Below are 15,289 nucleotides of genomic sequence, written 5' to 3'. Positions count from 1 at the left end.
CTCAACTCAGCGCCGGCGCCGAGAGCGACCATGCCACCGGCGGCAAGGCCCGTCCCGACGGCGGCGCCGGCGCTGAGTTGAGGACCGCCTGAGACGATCCCACTGGCGATGCCGGGACCGAAGATGCCAAGACCGAGTAGCGACAGAGCGGCCAGCACGATCGCCATCGCTTCATCAATCGAGGGGTTCTGGCCGCCGAAACCGGACGTGAATTCGGAAAAAAGCGTCGAGCCGATGCCGATGATGACGGCCAGCACCAAGACCTTGATGCCGGACGAGATCACGTTGCCAAGCACTCGCTCGGCCATGAAGGCCGATTTGCCGAACAGGCCGAACGGGATCAGTACGAAGCCGGCGAGCGTTGTCAGCTTGAACTCGATGAGCGTGACGAAGAGCTGGATGGCGAGGATGAAGAAGGCGAGAAGCACCAGCGCCCAGGCCAGGAACATGCAGGCGATCTGGATGAAGTTCTCGAAGAACGACCAGTAGCCCATCAAGCTGGAAATGGAATCGAGCAGCGGCCGGCCGGCGTCCAGACCCGTCTGGGCGACCTTGCCCGGACGCAAGAGATCGGCCGTGGTGAAGCCTGTTCCACTGGCTTTGAGCCCGAGGCCCGCGAAGCTTTCGAAGATGATGCGGGCAAGGTTGTTCCAGTTGCCGATGATGTAGGCGAAGACACCGACGAACAGCGTCTTTTTGACCAGCCTGGCCAAGATGTCGTCGTCGGCGCCCCAGCTCCAGAACAGCGCGGCCAGCGTCACGTCGATCACGATCAACGTGGTCGCAATGAAAGCGACCTCGCCGCTGAGCAGTCCGAAACCACTGTCGATGTAGCGGGTGAAGACCTCGAGGAAATGGTCGATAACGCCGGTGTTGCCCATGACGTTACCGAGCCTCGTCGAGCGGTGGGGTGACGGTTGGCGCGGCGGGCGGCGGCATCGGAGGGTTGCGCTCATCAGGCTGAGGGGTGAGGCTCTCTCGCGGCGCGGACGGCATGTCCGGCAGACGCTCGGCCGGGCGGGCACCGGGCGCGAGGAAGCGGTTTCGGTTCTCGGCCCATGCGCGGCGGCACGCCGGATCGCGCGGTCCGTCTTCGCCGAGCGCCTGGCAGCGGATTAGGGCGTCGCGCAGCGGATCGACCGGCGCTTGAACGGCGCGGCCCCACGACCAAGACGCTGGCGCCTCCTCTTTCCGCGTCATCTCGATCGCGGTCGCGGTGATCGCGACGGCGACGAACACCGCCGCGCCGATCCTAGCGAGCATCTTGCCGTCCATGGCCGCGGTCTCAGTTGCCGTTCGGGAACATGCGGGCGTTACCCGGCTGGTATCCGCTGCCGGGCGTCAGGAAGCGACGGCGTTGCTCGCGACCCTGCTCGGCCGCGGCCGCACGCTCGGCCTCGGACAGACTCTGCGCACGGCCGTTGGCGGCCACGACCGCGGTGAGGTCGGCAAGCTGCTGCGCCTGCAGGGCGAGAAGCTGGTTGCCGGCCTGGGTCGCCTGCAGCGCACCGGTCGCACCCTGGCTCTGCCCGACAAGCGCGGACATCTCGCTACGGTTGGTGTCGATGTTGCCGACAACGCCGGCCTGGACGCGCATGGCGTCCTGCAAGCCGCCGACGGTGTTGTGCCAGCGTTCACGCGCCTGCGCGACAAGCGCCTGATCGGAAGCCGACATCGATGCATTGCCGTAGGTGGTCTGGAACGCGCGATCGATTTGCTGGACGTTGAGGGCGATGCCCTGCGCCTGTTGCAGGAGCTGCTGCGTGCGCTGTACCGATTGCTGAAGCTGCTGAAGCGACGAGTATGGCAGGCTCGCAAGGTTGCGGGCCTGATTGATCAGCATTGTCGCTTCGTTCTGAAGCTGCGTGATCTGCTGGTTGACCTGCTGGAGCGTCCGCGCAGCCGTCAGCACATTCTGCGCGTAGTTCGTCGGATCGTAGACGATGCCGCCGAATTGGGCCGCCGCTGGCGTGCTGATAATGAGCGAGATAGCGACTGGTGTCGCAGCGATGATCGTGGCGAAACGCAGTGCGCGTGAGCGCGAACGGAATGAGCGTGTCATAAGAATTCTTCCTGATTGGCTTGGGGGATGACGTTGGTGAGGTTGGCAATGAGATCGGCAGCCCAGGCGAGCCGGCTCGAGATCAACCATTCGGAGAGGAAGCCGTCGGTGCCGCTGCGGGCGTGAACCTCGGCGATCAGCGCCTGGTGCTGCTTTGATGAGACTGCGCACAGCGCCAGCGCGACATCGGATAGTCCGAGCTCGAACAGGCGGTTTCCGCGCCGCGACTGGCAGTAATAGTCGCGCTTCGGCATGGCGCGGGCGAGGATCTCGATCTGCCGGTCATTGAGACCGAAGCGGCGATAGATCGCGGTGATCTGCGGCTCGATCGCGCGCTCGTTCGGCAGAAGGATGCGGGTCTGACAGCTCTCGATGATCGCCGGCGCGATCGCCGAGCCGTCGATATCGGACAGCGACTGTGTGGCGAAGATGACGCTGGCGTTCTTCTTGCGCAGCGTCTTCAGCCATTCCCGGAGTTGGCCGGCGAATCCCTCATCGTCGAGCGCGAGCCAGCCTTCATCGACGATCAAGAGCGTCGGCCGTCCGTCGAGGCGGTCCTCGATGCGATGAAAGAGATAGGCGAGCACGGCGGCGGCGGCGCCGGTTCCGATCAGTCCTTCAGTCTCGAACGCTTGGACGTTGGCCTCGCCGAGGTGCTCGGCCTCTGCGTCGAGGAGGCGGCCATAGGGTCCGCCGACGCAGTAGGGTCGTAACGCCTGCTTCAGGTCGTTGGACTGGAGCAGGACGGACAGGCCGGTCAACGTACGCTCGGAGACCGGCGCCGACGCCAACGAGGACAGCGCCGACCACAGGTGTTCTTTGACCTCGGGCGTGACGGACACGCTCTCGCGCGCCAGGATTGCGATCAGCCAGTCCGAGGCCCAGGCGCGCTCTGCAATGTCGTCGATCCGTGCAAGCGGCTGGAGTGACACGCTGTCTTCGGCCCCTTCGGTGAGGCCGCCGCCGAGATCATGCCAGTCGCCGCGCATGGCGAGCGCCGCGGCCCGGATCGAACCACCGAAGTCAAAGGCGAAAACCTGGGACTGCGGATAGCGCCTGAATTGCAGCGCCATGAGCGCGAGCAATACGGATTTGCCGGCGCCGGTTGGGCCGACGATCAGCGTATGGCCGACATCGCCGACATGGATGGAAAGCCGGAACGGGGTTGAGCCTTCGGTTCTGCCGTAAAGCAGTGGGGGTGCATCGAAGTGCTCGTCCCGTTCCGGTCCCGCCCACACCGCGGACAGCGGGATCATGTGGGCGAGATTCAGTGTGCTGATGGGGGGCTGGCGGACATTGGCGTAGACATGGCCGGGCAAGGAGCCGAGCCAGGCGTCTACGGCGTTGATGGTCTCCGCCATCGCGGTGAAATCACGTCCCTGAACGACCTTTTCGACTAGACGCAGTTTCTCGGCGGCGATGCGCGGGTCGTCGTCCCAAACGGTGATGGTGGCCGTGACATAGGCTTGGCCGGCATAGTCGGCGCCGAGTTCTTGCAGCGCCATGTCGGCGTCGGCCGCCTTGTTGGCCGCGTCGGTGTCGACGAGCGCCGAGGCCTCGTTGGTCATCACCTCTTTGAGAATGGCGGCGATGGACTTGCGCTTGGCGAACCATTGCCGACGGATCTTGGTCAGCAGCTTGGTCGCGTCAGTTTTGTCGAGAAGGATGGCCCGCGTCGACCAGCGATAGGGAAAGGCCAACCGGTTCAACTCGTCGAGGATTCCGGGCGTCGTCGCGGTCGGGAAACCGACGATGGTGAGGATGCGCAGGTGCGTTTCCCCGAGGCGCGGTTCGAGTCCGCCGGTCAGCGGTTGATCGGCCAGAAGAGCGTCGAGATACATCGGCGTCTCGGGGACGCGGACACGATGACGCTTCGTCGAGATGGTCGAATGCAGGTAGGTGAGTGTTTCGGCGTCATCGAGCCACGCGCATTCGGGCATGAAGGCATCGATCAGGTTCAAGATACGATCGGTACGATCCACGAAACCGCGCAGCACTTCGCGCGCGTTGACGCCGCCGTGGTCACGACCCTCGTATAGCCATGCTTCGGCACGCGCCGCGTCTTCGGCCGGCGGCAGATAGAGGAAGGTGAGGAAATAGCTGGACTCGAAGTGCGCGCCTGCTTCCTCGAAGTCGGCTTTGCGTTCGGCGTCGACCAGCGCAGAGGCGCTGTCGGCGAACATGCTCGAGGGATAGGTCGCGGCGTCGTGGCGTTGCGCTTCGACGAAGATGGCCCAGCCGGAGCCGAGACGTCGGAAAGCGTTGTTGAGCCGGCCCGCGACTGCGACCAGCTCGGCCGGCACGGCGCTGTCGAGGTCAGGACCGCGGAAGCGCGCGGTACGCTGCAGGCTACCATCCTTGTTGAGGACGACGCCTTCGCCGACCAGGGCGACCCAAGGCAGGAAATCGGCAAGCCGCGTATTGCGATTGCGATATTCGGCAAGGTTCATCATCGCGTCGTTCCCTCAGACCGACAGGTGACCGGGGACGCGCAGATGCTTGCGCACGACGTCGACGAACTGCGGATCGCGTTTGGCCGCCCAGACCGCCGCGAAATGCCCCAAAGCCCAAAGCCCGAGGCCGACTAGCCATAGGCGAAGGCCGAGGCCGAGCGCGGCCGCCAGCGTGCCGTTGAGGATGGCGAGCGAACGCGGCGCGCCGCCGAGCAGGATGTGCTCGGTCAGCGCCCGGTGTACGGGAACGGAGAAGCCCGGCAGCTCGCCGCCGTGATCCGCGCCGTCAGCCATCAGACGAGCGCCCCGCCGCCAAACGAGAAGAACGACAGGAAGAAGCTCGACGCCGCGAACGCGATCGACAGGCCGAACACGATCTGGATCAGCTTGCGGGCGCCGCCCGACGTGTCGCCGAACGCGAGCGTCAGACCAGTGATGATGATGATCATAACGGCGATGATTTTCGCGACCGGCCCCTCGATCGATTCGAGGATTTTTTGAAGCGGCGCCTCCCAGGGCATGGACGAGCCCGAAGCGTGGGCGGCGGGTGCCAAAGCGAGCGAAAGAAAGATCATGCACACCGCTGAGGCGATGTGCCGGCGGATACGCAAAGCGTGTTTGATCATGACGGGTCTCCTGCGGAGGGCTGGCTTGCGGGGGTGATGCGGTAGTCGCCCTCAGGGCCGAGACCTTCGACGCGGGCGAGTTCGGCCAGGCGACGCGAGGCGCCGCGGCCGGAGAGTACGGCGATCAGATCGATCGTCTCGGCGATCAGCGCGCGCGGGACGGTGACGACGGCTTCCTGGATCAGTTGTTCGAGACGCCGCAGCGCTCCGATCGCGGTGCCGGCATGGATTGTTCCGACGCCGCCTGGGTGCCCGGTGCCCCATGCCTTCAACAGGTCGAGTGCTTCGGCGCCGCGGACCTCGCCGATCGGAATGCGATCCGGCCGCAGGCGGAGCGACGAGCGGACTAGATCGGAGAGCGAGGCGACGCCGTCCTTCGTCCGCATCGCCACCAGATTGGGCGCAGCGCATTGCAGCTCGCGCGTATCTTCGATCAGGACCACGCGATCCGAGGTCTTCGAGACCTCGGCGAGCAGAGCGTTGGTGAGCGTGGTTTTGCCGGTCGAGGTGCCGCCGGCGACGAGAATGTTGCGCCTGTCGGCAACGGCCTGACGAAGGGCTTCGGCCTGACCAGCCGACATGATCCCGGCCGCCACATAGTCGTCCAGGGTGAACACCGCGACGGCGGGCTTGCGGATCGCGAAGGCCGGCGCGGAAACGACCGGGGGCAACAGCCCTTCGAACCGCTCTCCTGTTTCGGGCAGCTCGGCCGAAACGCGCGGAGCGCCGGGATGCACCTCGGCGCCGACGTGATGCGCGACCAGGCGAATGATGCGCTCGCCATCGGCGGGCGAGAGTCGTTCACCCGTATCGGAAAGACCTTCCGACAGCCGGTCGACCCAGAGCCGCCCATCGGGGTTGAGCATCACCTCGACGATCGCGGGATCTTCCAGAAACGTGGCGATCGCAGACCCGAGGGCTGTGCGCAGCATTCGCGCACCGCGAAGAATCGCTTCCGATTTCTGGTGAGTTGCCGCCACGTCGTCCCCGTTCTCTTGCGGGTCCGCGATGTGCGGCCCTGGATCGGGGATGAGTAGAAGAGGCAGAAATCATGGCCTGACAACAACCGTCATGTGGTCGTCGTACTGTGGCGTACAAAGACAGGAGAACGGCGGAACGCTCGAATACTTGCGGCGCGCGGGTCAATGATTATTCCGCGTCGCGCGCGGGCGGGATGTCTTCCGAAATCTCCTGTCTGAGCTTCGGTCCTGTTGCGAGTCGACGGCCGAGCGCGGTCACGAAGGCATCATAGCGCTCCCCCGCCTTGGCGCGCGCCGCGAGCTGGGCCGGCTCGGGCAAGGGCGGATTGGACGTCAGCCAGAAGCGGATGAATACGGCGAGCGTCTCGACCGATATGCCGAGATCGCGCTCCATGCGCGCCATGCGTCGGTCGAGTTGATCGAGCCGCTTTGTCGTGGCGGCCTCCTGGCGCTCTGCAGCGTCCGGCGACAAGAAGGACGCGATGCCTGCCTCGGCGACCAGCGACAGGGACACGTCGCGCCGCGCGGCATGGACAGCGAGCGCCTGCATGACGTCCGGGTCGAGATAGACGGAAAGGCGCTGCTTTTTTCGAGGCTTGCTCATCGGCGCCTCCTACAGCTCGATACCGTCGCCCGGATCCAGCGACGCCTGTCGAGCGACCTGGCGCATGGTCTGGGTCATGCGGCTGAGGCGAGCGGCGTCCTCCTCGACTTCATCGCGAGGGTCGATCTCGAACTCGTTCTCGATAATCGGCTTACGCTCGACCGTCTTGGTGCGGCTCAACTCAGGCTGGTGCCGACGCTCCGAATCCGTGGGATCATCATCGCCTGCATCCTCCGCGGCGACGACCGTGTTCAACACCGGACGTTCGGGCAAAGCCAGCGTGCTCCAGTCGTCGGCCCTCGCGGTTGTCGGCTTGGTGAGTGCGGGTGGCGTCAGGATGCGTTCCTGAAATCTGCGATCCTCATAGTAGCGCGCCTTCTTGGCGCGGATCGGTGGAATGCCGGCGACCATGACGATCTCGTCCGACGGCGGTAGCTGCATGATCTCGCCCGGCGTGAGCAGTTGCCGTGCGGTCTCCGAGCGCGACACCATCATATGGCCGAGCCAGGGCGAGAGACGGTGGCCGGCATAGTTCTTCATCGCCTTCATCTCGGTGGCGGTGCCGAGCGCATCGGAAACGCGTTTGGCGGTGCGCTCGTCATTGGTCGCGAAGCTGACCCGAACATGGCAGTTGTCGAGGATCGAGTTATTCGGGCCGTAGGCCTTCTCTATCTGGTTCAGCGATTGCGCAATGAGGAAGGCCTTCAGGCCATAGCCTGCCATGAAGGCAAGCGCGCTCTCGAAGAAGTCCAGGCGCCCGAGCGCGGGAAACTCGTCGAGCATCAGCAGTAGACGATGGCGCTGGCCCTTGGCGTGCAGGTCCTCGGTCAACCGGCGCCCGACTTGATTCAGGATAAGACGGATGAGTGGCTTGGTCCGGTTGATGTCGGAAGGCGGCACCACGAGGTAGAGCGTGGTCGGATGCTTACCGCCGACCATGTCGGCGATGCGCCAATCGCAGCGGCGGGTGACCTCAGCGACGACGGGATCGCGATACAGGCCCAGGAAGGACATCGCGGTCGACAGCACGCCGGACCGCTCGTTTTCGGACTTGTTGAGCAGCTCGCGGGCCGCGCTGGCGATGACGGGATGCGGGCCGGCCTCGCCGAGATGGGCGGTTTTCATCATCGCCGCGAGCGTCGACTCGATCGGCCGCTTCGGATCGGACAAGAATGCGGCGACGCCGGCGAGGGTCTTGTCAGCCTCTGCATAGAGAACGTGCAGGATCGCCCCGACCAGCAAGGCATGGCTGGTTTTTTCCCAGTGGTTGCGCTTCTCAAGCGATCCTTCCGGATCGACCAGGATGTCAGCGATATTCTGCACGTCGCGGACTTCCCATTCGCCGCGCCGCACCTCGAGCAGAGGGTTATATGCGGCCGACTTCACGTTGGTCGGATCGAACAGCAGCACGCGGCCGTGGCGGGCGCGATAGCCGGCGGTCAGCGTCCAGTTCTCGCCCTTGATGTCGTGAACGATCGCCGAGCCTGGCCAGGTCAGCAGCGACGGCACGACGAGTCCGACGCCCTTACCGGAGCGGGTCGGCGCGAAGCACAGCACATGCTCCGGACCGTCATGGCGGAGGTAGTCGCGATCATGCTTGCCGAGGACGACGCCATCCGGCCCGATCAACCCTGCGGCTTTCACCTCGTCAGGGCGGGCCCAACGGGCAGAGCCATAGGTCTCGACGTTCTTCGCTTCGCGCGCGCGCCACACCGACATGCCGATCGCGACGGCGATGGAGATGAAGCCGCCTGATGCGGCGATGTAGGCGCCCTCGACGAAGATGGGCGGGGCATAGGCGTCGTAGAAATACCACCACCAGAAGAAGGAGGGCGGATAGTAGATCGGCCATCCCGCCAATTCGAACCAGGGGGCCCCGAGTTGAGGCTGAAAGCCCAGACGATAGGCGGTCCACTGTGTCGCGGCCCAGGTGGTCATCAGCACGATCAGGAACACGGTGAGGATCTGGCCCCAGAGGATTTTCGTCGCCGACATGGCGGGCACTCCGTTCTTGGTTGGGCTACATGCCGAGGCCGCGATTGCGACCGAAGCTCCAGTCCACGCCGCCAGCCCCGCGCGACATGCCGGATACGTGCTGGCCGATGTGGCGTTCGAGGGATGGCGACCAGGGGACGAGCTGGAAGCCGAGGCCGTCGTCGATCATGGCGAAGCGGCCCGAGGCGAGCGCGAAGCGCTGGCGATAGGTGCCCGCGACATACTCGCCCGCTCCAGCCTTCGAGAATGGCCGGCCGGTCTCGGCCGCGAGTTTTTGCCCCAGCGCTTCGACCTCACGTTGGCGCAGCGCTTCGATCAGTCCCGACGAGAAACTGACGCCCCGGCTCTGCCGCTCGGCGAGCCCTTTGCTGATGAGATGGTCAGCCCGCCGGTCCATCGCCTGACGCACCTCGGCGCCGAAGCCGCCGCCGCCAAGCGCGACCGGATCTCGGGCAATCGCCTGCCGGTCTAGCCAGGTGGCGCCGGTCGCATGAACCTGCCGCTCGATGTCGAGATCGGAGCGGACGGCGAGCGCGACGCGGCGACGGCCCTGCGCGTCGTCGAACTTGCGCAGCTCTACGATCGAACCTGGGGCGCTGTCGCCGGCTGCGTCGAGATCGGGAAGCTTGATGTGATGGGTGCGCCCGTCGGTGCCGTCGACCACGGCGTAGGCTGTCCCCTTCAGCTCGTCGTCGAGGCCGCGATCCACCAGCCGACCGATGACGGGATCGTCGATGCTCTCGCCGGCGAGCACATAGCTGGCCGCCCCGCGTTCGATACCGCGCTCGCTCAGGCCGCGATGAATGCGCTTGATAATGTCGCCGCGCTCGCCCAGCTCGCGCAGCGTCGCCTCGGCATTATCCGAGACGACCCATTGGCCGGGGCCGATCTGATCTGCAAGGCCGAGCGTCTCCAGCTTCCGCAAGCGGCCAACCTTCATCGCATGGAATTCGTCCGGCTGGCGGTCGGGATGCGGGGCGAGGTCCACGACGCCGGTGCGATAGGCATCACGCGAAAGCTGGCGGTCTAGGTTGGTCCAGCGCTCTGCGCCGACCTGCCGCTCAAGGTTGCGGCGGATCTCGTGGTCGGTGCGCGGCCCCAGCTCCTGGGTGACGAGATCCTGCGCGCGGGCGCGCATGCCTTCCTTGATGTAGTCGCGGGAGATGACGAGGTCCTGGCCGTCGTCGGTCCGACCCCGCAGGATGATGTGGACGTGGGGATTGTCGGTGTTCCAATGATCGACGCCCACCCAGTCGAGTTTCGTGCCGAGATCCTTTTCCATCTGCCCCATCAGGCCGCGGGCGTAGGCCTTGAGGTCGGACATCTCCGTGGCGTCCTCGGGCGAGACGATGAAGCGGAAATGATGACGATCGTCATGGGTCCGCTCGGCGAAGGCCTTCGGGTCGGCGTCCTCGGTCTCGGGACCGAACAGGCGCGCCTTCTCTCCATCCCGGGTCACGCCCTCGCGCTTGAGATAGCTGAGGTGCGCGCTGAGCGGCGCGGCCCGAGCGCCATGACGGACGACTCGCGTCTTGATCACCGTGTTGCGCGATCGGCTGGTGAGCAGCCGGTTGGCCTGGATGGTCGCGCGCTGACCGCGCCCAAACCGCGAGCGGTTGCCCGAGCTGATCTTGCCGGAGCGGGAGACGCTGCCGCCGGCCCGCTGCGCGGCCGCCAAGGCCTGCGCGATGAAGGGCCGCGCCTGCTGAGCCCGGGTGGAGCGGATGCGACCAGGCCGGATGCGGAAATTGTCCTCGCCGCTCATGGCCGAGGCCCCGCACATCGCGCGAAGCCGCCGAAATTCTTGCGGAAATCGCGAAAGCGCAGGCTGTGCCGATCAGGCGCACCTCGCGCGGACGCGGAATAAGTCTCTGAAAACACACGACCGCACCAAGCCGCACCTCGCGCGCTTTTATCTCGCCATCGTGCGGTTGTGCTGACTGCTCCTCCTTCCCGGACCGCCTTCCGTCCGCGAGACCACGCTATGGTGCGATCCGGCACGAACGCGGTCATCGCGGGCCTCCATAGGCATTGCGCGCCACGAAAAGCCCATCGGGTTGGGATGCGATCGCGCCCTGATCGCGCGCCGGATCGGTCGTTACGGCGTCGCCGGGCGCGCTTCCGCGACGCACTGGCGTTGCACTCGCGCTGCTGGCCGACTGCACGACGAAGAGCGGCGCCCGCGTCCATGCGAGCGGATCGGCCGCGGCCACCCTGACGGGCCCGGCGAGTTCGCCGCCACCGACAACGGGGGCAAGCGCGGCGACATAGGCGCGCGTTTCGGCAGGTAATGGTCGGCCGGTGAGATACTCCTCGTAACGACCGGGACCGGCGTTATAGGCCGCCAGGAAGCCGGGCGAGCCGTAGCGATCGTGCATCTCGCGCAAATACGCCGCTCCGGCCAGGATGTTGTCGCGCGGGTCGTAGGGATTGCCGCCGAGCCGATGCCGGACGCGGAGTTCGGCCCAAGTGGCGGGCATTACCTGCATCAAACCCATCGCGCCGGCCGACGATATCGCGCGCACATCGCCCGCGCTTTCGACGCGCATCACTGCACGAATCCACGTTTCGGGGACGCCGAAACGCTGCGCGGCCTCGGTGATGTAGATGGCGTACGGATCGCTTTGCGACGACCGCTCTGCCGGCGGTTGTTGCGCGCTGGCGGGTCCGGTTACCGGCATCCCTAGTAACAGGCCGGAAAGGAGGAGGAAGGTTGTACGTCGGAGGGCGATCCTCCCCCCGACGACAGGTTGAATGCGTGGAACGGACATCGCTCAGTCCCGCTCGCCGCGCTTTGGCGGGCGGTTCCAGTGCAGGCCCCAGGCAGATTTGTCGTCGGCCGACTGAAACAGGTTGGCGCGGATCGGATGTTCAAAGGTCGGATCGTCGAGTTGCAGCGATACGTACTCGCCAGCTTTCTCGCCGGTGCGCTTCCAGCCGGCGCCGATCTCCGCGCCGGTCTCGTTGCTGTTGGTGTCGAGCACATGGACGCGGAAGTCTGGCGCGTTCTCCGCATCGGACGGTTCGGCCGCGACGATGATGATGTCTTGGTGCAGAGACAGCGTCGTCAGGTGGCCGATGAAGCCGTCATTTTCGCGTATGAATTGACCGATTACGGGCATTGGTCGTCTCCTTCAGATTGCGGTGGACAGGGTCATGGGCGCGCCGTCACCGCGTCGGCGCGCGCCAGACGAAGCGGCCATCGCCGTCCTCGTCGGTGTAGAGAGGCGTGGCCCGGCCGATCACGGCGGAGGCCGGAAGCGGGCCGAAATAGCGACCGTCGAGGCTGTCGCGGACTTGCCAGTTCATCAGGAACAGTTCGCCGGCCGCGACCGAGCGGCAGCCCTGCCACACCGGGAGCGGGCGACCGCGACGATCGCGATCGAGCGCGTCGCCCATCGGCACGCCGTCGACGGTGATGGCGAGCCCGGTCCGGCAAACGCGCTGACCCGGGACCGCGGCGACGCGCTTTAAAAGCGGCACGCCTCGCGGCAGGTAGCCGCCATCGGACAGGAAGGTTGCGAGCGGCTCGGGCGCGTCTACGGCCATCAGATCGGTCACGTCGACCGCGCCCACAGCCCCGATCGTGTAGAAGCCGACCGGCGTGCTGGCGGACGCGTTCCAGATCAGGCGCGGCGCGAACGAAGCGATCGAAGCTACGCCGATAAGCGAGACGGCCGCCGTCGTGATGACGGCGTAGGAGAGCCGGGTCATCCGCCGATCCTCCGACGCAGGAGGAAGGCGCGATGCTGGCGCGGACCATAGGCGCGCGGTGTTTCGCCGACGATCATTCGGTTGTGGACGTGGCGCCAGTGGTCCGGCGAGACCTCGATCGGGTCGATGCCGCGCGCTTCGATGGCGTCGATGAGCTGGAGCATGCGCTCAACCTTCGGCCAGCCGTCGACGTGCAGCAGGACCTCTGCGCCAGGCGTCACCGTCGGGACCGTCTGACACGGCGCGTCGCACTCGACCGTGCGCAGGATGTCGAGCCGCGAGACGATGGTGCCGTGTTCGTTCGCCGCCCAGCGCACCAGCGCGAGGACGTTGCCGGGAGGGAAGAAGAGGATGCGGCGGCGGCGGTCGAGGATCTGCTCGCGCCGCTCGCGACCGAAGCGGATCCAGTGTTCGGTCTGCTTCTCGATCCAGACGAGTTCGACTTGGGTGAACGCTTCGGGCGGCGGCTCGGCGGCAGCACGGCCGACGCGTGTTGGCGCGGCGACGAGGCCGGTCATTGTCCTTCTCCTGACGGGGGTGGGAATTCACGCTCAAACAGCGCGCGCAGCATGTCGGCGACGGTCTGGCCGCGCTGGAAGGCGGCGATTTTGATGCGGCCCCGCATGTCGGCGGTGACGTCGATCGTCAGCCGCGCCGAGAAATCCTCGATGGGGTGAGCCCGGGGGGAATGACGGTCGGGCGCCTTGATCCAATCTTCGGGATCGGCAGGACGTGCCGCAAAGCTGCGCTTGGAGGACCGCTCGCTCATGCACCGACCCTCGCGACTTCCGCCGCGAGCGCGGTGATCTCGCGCGCGCCAGGGCAATCCTCGTCCTGCTCGGCGGCGAGCCGACCGGTTTGCACGACGTCGGCAAACACGATGCGCTGGCCGATCGTGGTCGAGAGCAAAGGCGGGTCTTGATCCGCCAGCGTCTCGGCGGTCTCGCGGGCCAGGATCGTGCGAGCGGCGCAGCGGTTCAGCACGAAGCGCGCGGCGAGCTGCGGGCGATAGATGCGCGCCTCGCCGAGCAGCGCCAGCATTTCGGCCGACGCCCAGCCATCGAGCGGCGACGGCTGCACCGGGATCAGCACGAGATCGGCAGCAAGCAGCGCCGAGCGCATCAGGCCGGCGACGCGCGGCGGTCCGTCGATGACGACGTGGTCGACATCGCGCGCCAGCTCCGGGGCTTCTCGGTGGAGCGTATCGCGGGCCAGACCCACGACACCGAACAGCCGCTCCAGCCCTTCCCGGGCGCGCTGCTGCGACCAGTCGAGCGCTGAGCCTTGTGGATCGGCGTCGACCAGTGTGACACGCTGCCCACGGCGAGCCCACTCACCGGCCAGATGCAGGGCGAGCGTCGTCTTGCCGACGCCGCCCTTCTGGTTGAGCAGTGCCACGATCATGACGGTCTCCCGGCGATCGGGGACTCGTCCACAGCGGCCGAAAAACGCGGTCGCGTTAGAAAGATTCCGTAGGAATCTAGGTTAGATAAGTTACGGGGCTCGCAAGCTGCTGATTCAGCGCGAGGAATCGACGATTTCGGTCCCCGATAGCACGAGAGTCCGGTCCCCGATGGCACGATAGTGCCGGTCCCTGATAGCACGAGGCGATTCACAGCTTATCCCCAGGGTAAGATTTGGCGCGGCGACGGCGGCGCGGGATGCCGAGGGACTCCGGATCGGTCGGCACGAAGGAGAGGATTTCCGGACCGCCGAGGCACTGCTCGATCGTCAGCCGGTAACCGGGCAGCGGCTGGCGCTTGACGATGTCCCGCAGGTCGTAGGCAAAATGCTTGAGCGGCGAGAGGCTGCCCGACTTGGCGTGCAGATGGGGGAAGTCGAAGCTCCAGCCGAACTCCTGCTTTCCACCATGTTTGCGCACCAGGCGGTACAGCCAGCGTTCGAGGCCGCCGGTCAGGCCGAAGTAATTGCGGTCGATCGTCAGCACGAGTGCGTCGTCGAGCACCGCGCCATAGAACCAATCGGGCACGATCAGTTCGAGACCGAGCGGGCGGCCGCGATGATCGGCGCGCTCTTTCCATTCGTTGATCCAAGAAAAGCGATGCATTCGCCGCTCGGTCGGCTGGCGAATCGAGGTCGCGACGGTGGTCGACTGGAGCCGGTCGAGCGCTGCCTTGAGGCGGTCGTAGTCGCGCAGCGACACGCCGCGGCCGATGAAGTTGAGAATCTCGTAAGGGGTGGTCGCCATCAGGCGCGACGGGCGGAGCCCAAGGTCGCGCGCCTCGACGATCTGTGACGCGGCCCAGATCAGGACGTCGGCGTCCCATATGGTCGCCATGCCATGCTCGGCGACGGCTTCGACGCGAATCTTCACCGCGCCGGCCTTGAAGTCGATCGGCGCCAAGCGCTTCGACTTGGCGAGCGAAAAGAACGGATAGGCCATGAGATCCTGCGCGTCGCGGGGCGCGAGATCGCCGGGCAGCGCCCGGAACAGATCGAGTTGCGCGCGCTCGCCGCTGTGATGCTGATGACTGGGCGACATGCGACCGTCTCAGCGCAGTGTGCGGCCTACGACGAGCGACGCGGCCTTCTGGGGCTTGGCGGGTGGAACGTTTCCGCTCGGATCGGAGGTCGAGGTGACGAGACCACGATCTGCCCAGGCTTGAAGGTCGTTTATGGAATAAACGACGCGACCGCCCAGCTTGCGATAGGTTGGACCAGTGCCATACGTACGATGCTTTTCAAGGGTGCGCTCCGATAGGCCCAAGAAGCGCGCTGCTTCCTCGGTGCGCAGGTATCGTGGCGGTAGATTGGCGGCTTCCTCGCCCATGATCGAACCTCCGTGCTCTCGCGGCGGTCGCTACGGATGAGCGGCGGCCTGCGGGTACGGTGGC

At 65.9% G+C, this 15,289-nt stretch carries 18 protein-coding genes; all 18 read right to left on the bottom strand.

From position 1 onward, the window contains the following. The coding region (trbL, locus tag FCU40_RS07210; RefSeq protein WP_168074015.1) for a P-type conjugative transfer protein TrbL at positions 1 to 881 on the bottom strand (881 nt) is incomplete at its 3' end. A gap of 4 nt (positions 882 to 885) precedes the next feature. Continuing rightward, positions 886 to 1,275, bottom strand: a complete 390-nt coding sequence (trbK-alt, locus tag FCU40_RS07205) for a putative entry exclusion protein TrbK-alt (protein WP_168074014.1) — start codon at positions 1,273 to 1,275, stop codon at positions 886 to 888. A 10-nt stretch (positions 1,276 to 1,285) separates the two neighbouring features. Beyond that, positions 1,286 to 2,062, bottom strand: coding sequence for a P-type conjugative transfer protein TrbJ (trbJ, locus tag FCU40_RS07200; RefSeq protein ID WP_168074013.1), 777 nt, complete (start codon positions 2,060 to 2,062; stop codon positions 1,286 to 1,288). After that, positions 2,059 to 4,515 carry a conjugal transfer protein TrbE gene (gene trbE / locus FCU40_RS07195; protein WP_168074012.1) on the bottom strand — a complete coding sequence of 819 codons (2,457 nt, stop codon included), beginning with the start codon at positions 4,513 to 4,515 and terminating at the stop codon, positions 2,059 to 2,061. Before trbE ends, trbJ begins: the two co-directional genes overlap by 4 nt. Positions 4,516 to 4,527: 12 nt before the next feature. After that, positions 4,528 to 4,809, bottom strand: a complete 282-nt coding sequence (locus FCU40_RS07190) for a VirB3 family type IV secretion system protein (RefSeq protein ID WP_168074011.1) — start codon at positions 4,807 to 4,809, stop codon at positions 4,528 to 4,530. Then, entirely contained in the window at positions 4,809 to 5,141 is a 333-nt protein-coding gene (locus FCU40_RS07185) for a TrbC/VirB2 family protein (protein WP_168074010.1), read from the bottom strand. Before FCU40_RS07185 ends, FCU40_RS07190 begins: the two co-directional genes overlap by 1 nt. Continuing rightward, on the bottom strand, positions 5,138 to 6,073 hold the full coding sequence (gene trbB, locus FCU40_RS07180) for a P-type conjugative transfer ATPase TrbB (RefSeq protein ID WP_342672536.1): 936 nt from the start codon (positions 6,071 to 6,073) through the stop codon (positions 5,138 to 5,140). The genes FCU40_RS07185 and trbB overlap by 4 nt, the downstream gene beginning before the upstream one ends. Before the next feature lie 217 nt (positions 6,074 to 6,290). Further along, a complete protein-coding gene (locus FCU40_RS07175; RefSeq protein WP_168074008.1) occupies positions 6,291 to 6,725 on the bottom strand; it encodes a CopG family transcriptional regulator in 435 nt (144 codons plus the stop codon). 9 nt (positions 6,726 to 6,734) lie between these two features. Beyond that, positions 6,735 to 8,720, bottom strand: a complete 1,986-nt coding sequence (locus FCU40_RS07170; protein ID WP_168074006.1) for a conjugal transfer protein TraG — start codon at positions 8,718 to 8,720, stop codon at positions 6,735 to 6,737. Between the two features lie 25 nt (positions 8,721 to 8,745). After that, the gene (locus tag FCU40_RS07165; protein ID WP_168074004.1) at positions 8,746 to 10,485 is read right to left on the bottom strand and encodes a VirD2 family relaxase/mobilization nuclease; all 1,740 of its coding nucleotides are present in this window, start codon (positions 10,483 to 10,485) and stop codon (positions 8,746 to 8,748) included. Between the two features lie 244 nt (positions 10,486 to 10,729). Then, positions 10,730 to 11,491: a lytic transglycosylase domain-containing protein gene (locus tag FCU40_RS07160; RefSeq protein WP_168074002.1), complete on the bottom strand. Its 762-nt coding sequence runs from the start codon at positions 11,489 to 11,491 to the stop codon at positions 10,730 to 10,732. A gap of 3 nt (positions 11,492 to 11,494) precedes the next feature. Further along, complete coding sequence (locus tag FCU40_RS07155) at positions 11,495 to 11,842, bottom strand: DUF736 domain-containing protein (RefSeq protein WP_099957438.1); 348 nt, start codon at positions 11,840 to 11,842, stop codon at positions 11,495 to 11,497. A gap of 46 nt (positions 11,843 to 11,888) precedes the next feature. Continuing rightward, positions 11,889 to 12,434, bottom strand: coding sequence for a S26 family signal peptidase (locus tag FCU40_RS07150; RefSeq protein ID WP_168074000.1), 546 nt, complete (start codon positions 12,432 to 12,434; stop codon positions 11,889 to 11,891). Beyond that, positions 12,431 to 12,952 (bottom strand): DUF2840 domain-containing protein, encoded by a 522-nt coding sequence (locus tag FCU40_RS07145; RefSeq protein ID WP_168073998.1) that lies wholly within the window; start codon positions 12,950 to 12,952, stop codon positions 12,431 to 12,433. The genes FCU40_RS07150 and FCU40_RS07145 overlap by 4 nt, the downstream gene beginning before the upstream one ends. Then, a complete protein-coding gene (locus tag FCU40_RS07140; RefSeq protein WP_168073996.1) occupies positions 12,949 to 13,203 on the bottom strand; it encodes a hypothetical protein in 255 nt (84 codons plus the stop codon). Before FCU40_RS07140 ends, FCU40_RS07145 begins: the two co-directional genes overlap by 4 nt. Beyond that, positions 13,200 to 13,838, bottom strand: coding sequence for a ParA family partition ATPase (parA, locus tag FCU40_RS07135; RefSeq protein ID WP_168073994.1), 639 nt, complete (start codon positions 13,836 to 13,838; stop codon positions 13,200 to 13,202). Before parA ends, FCU40_RS07140 begins: the two co-directional genes overlap by 4 nt. 208 nt (positions 13,839 to 14,046) lie before the next feature. Next, a complete protein-coding gene (locus FCU40_RS07130; protein ID WP_168073992.1) occupies positions 14,047 to 14,937 on the bottom strand; it encodes a replication initiator protein A in 891 nt (296 codons plus the stop codon). Between the two features lie 9 nt (positions 14,938 to 14,946). Further along, a complete protein-coding gene (locus FCU40_RS07125) occupies positions 14,947 to 15,225 on the bottom strand; it encodes a helix-turn-helix domain-containing protein (RefSeq protein WP_168073990.1) in 279 nt (92 codons plus the stop codon). Positions 15,226 to 15,289 lie beyond the last annotated feature (64 nt).

Source organism: Caulobacter sp. SSI4214, assembly GCF_012184455.1.
Classification (GTDB): domain Bacteria; phylum Pseudomonadota; class Alphaproteobacteria; order Caulobacterales; family Caulobacteraceae; genus Caulobacter; species Caulobacter vibrioides_E.
The sequence above is the reverse complement of the archived record's forward strand: the minus strand, read 5'-3'. Positions and strand labels throughout refer to the sequence as shown.

Coding starts and splice junctions, on each gene's coding strand:
- FCU40_RS07170 (WP_168074006.1), bottom strand. CDS start 8,720: ATGTCGGCGACGAAAATCCTCTGGGGCCAGATCCTCACCGTGTTCCTG.
- FCU40_RS07165 (WP_168074004.1), bottom strand. CDS start 10,485: ATGAGCGGCGAGGACAATTTCCGCATCCGGCCTGGTCGCATCCGCTCC.
- parA (WP_168073994.1), bottom strand. CDS start 13,838: ATGATCGTGGCACTGCTCAACCAGAAGGGCGGCGTCGGCAAGACGACG.
- FCU40_RS07160 (WP_168074002.1), bottom strand. CDS start 11,491: ATGTCCGTTCCACGCATTCAACCTGTCGTCGGGGGGAGGATCGCCCTC.
- FCU40_RS07190 (WP_168074011.1), bottom strand. CDS start 4,809: ATGGCTGACGGCGCGGATCACGGCGGCGAGCTGCCGGGCTTCTCCGTT.
- FCU40_RS07125 (WP_168073990.1), bottom strand. CDS start 15,225: ATGGGCGAGGAAGCCGCCAATCTACCGCCACGATACCTGCGCACCGAG.
- FCU40_RS07130 (WP_168073992.1), bottom strand. CDS start 14,937: ATGTCGCCCAGTCATCAGCATCACAGCGGCGAGCGCGCGCAACTCGAT.
- trbE (WP_168074012.1), bottom strand. CDS start 4,515: ATGATGAACCTTGCCGAATATCGCAATCGCAATACGCGGCTTGCCGAT.
- FCU40_RS07140 (WP_168073996.1), bottom strand. CDS start 13,203: ATGAGCGAGCGGTCCTCCAAGCGCAGCTTTGCGGCACGTCCTGCCGAT.
- trbB (WP_342672536.1), bottom strand. CDS start 6,073: ATGCTGCGCACAGCCCTCGGGTCTGCGATCGCCACGTTTCTGGAAGAT.
- FCU40_RS07185 (WP_168074010.1), bottom strand. CDS start 5,141: ATGATCAAACACGCTTTGCGTATCCGCCGGCACATCGCCTCAGCGGTG.
- FCU40_RS07155 (WP_099957438.1), bottom strand. CDS start 11,842: ATGCCCGTAATCGGTCAATTCATACGCGAAAATGACGGCTTCATCGGC.
- trbJ (WP_168074013.1), bottom strand. CDS start 2,062: ATGACACGCTCATTCCGTTCGCGCTCACGCGCACTGCGTTTCGCCACG.
- FCU40_RS07145 (WP_168073998.1), bottom strand. CDS start 12,952: ATGACCGGCCTCGTCGCCGCGCCAACACGCGTCGGCCGTGCTGCCGCC.
- FCU40_RS07150 (WP_168074000.1), bottom strand. CDS start 12,434: ATGACCCGGCTCTCCTACGCCGTCATCACGACGGCGGCCGTCTCGCTT.
- FCU40_RS07175 (WP_168074008.1), bottom strand. CDS start 6,725: ATGAGCAAGCCTCGAAAAAAGCAGCGCCTTTCCGTCTATCTCGACCCG.
- trbK-alt (WP_168074014.1), bottom strand. CDS start 1,275: ATGGACGGCAAGATGCTCGCTAGGATCGGCGCGGCGGTGTTCGTCGCC.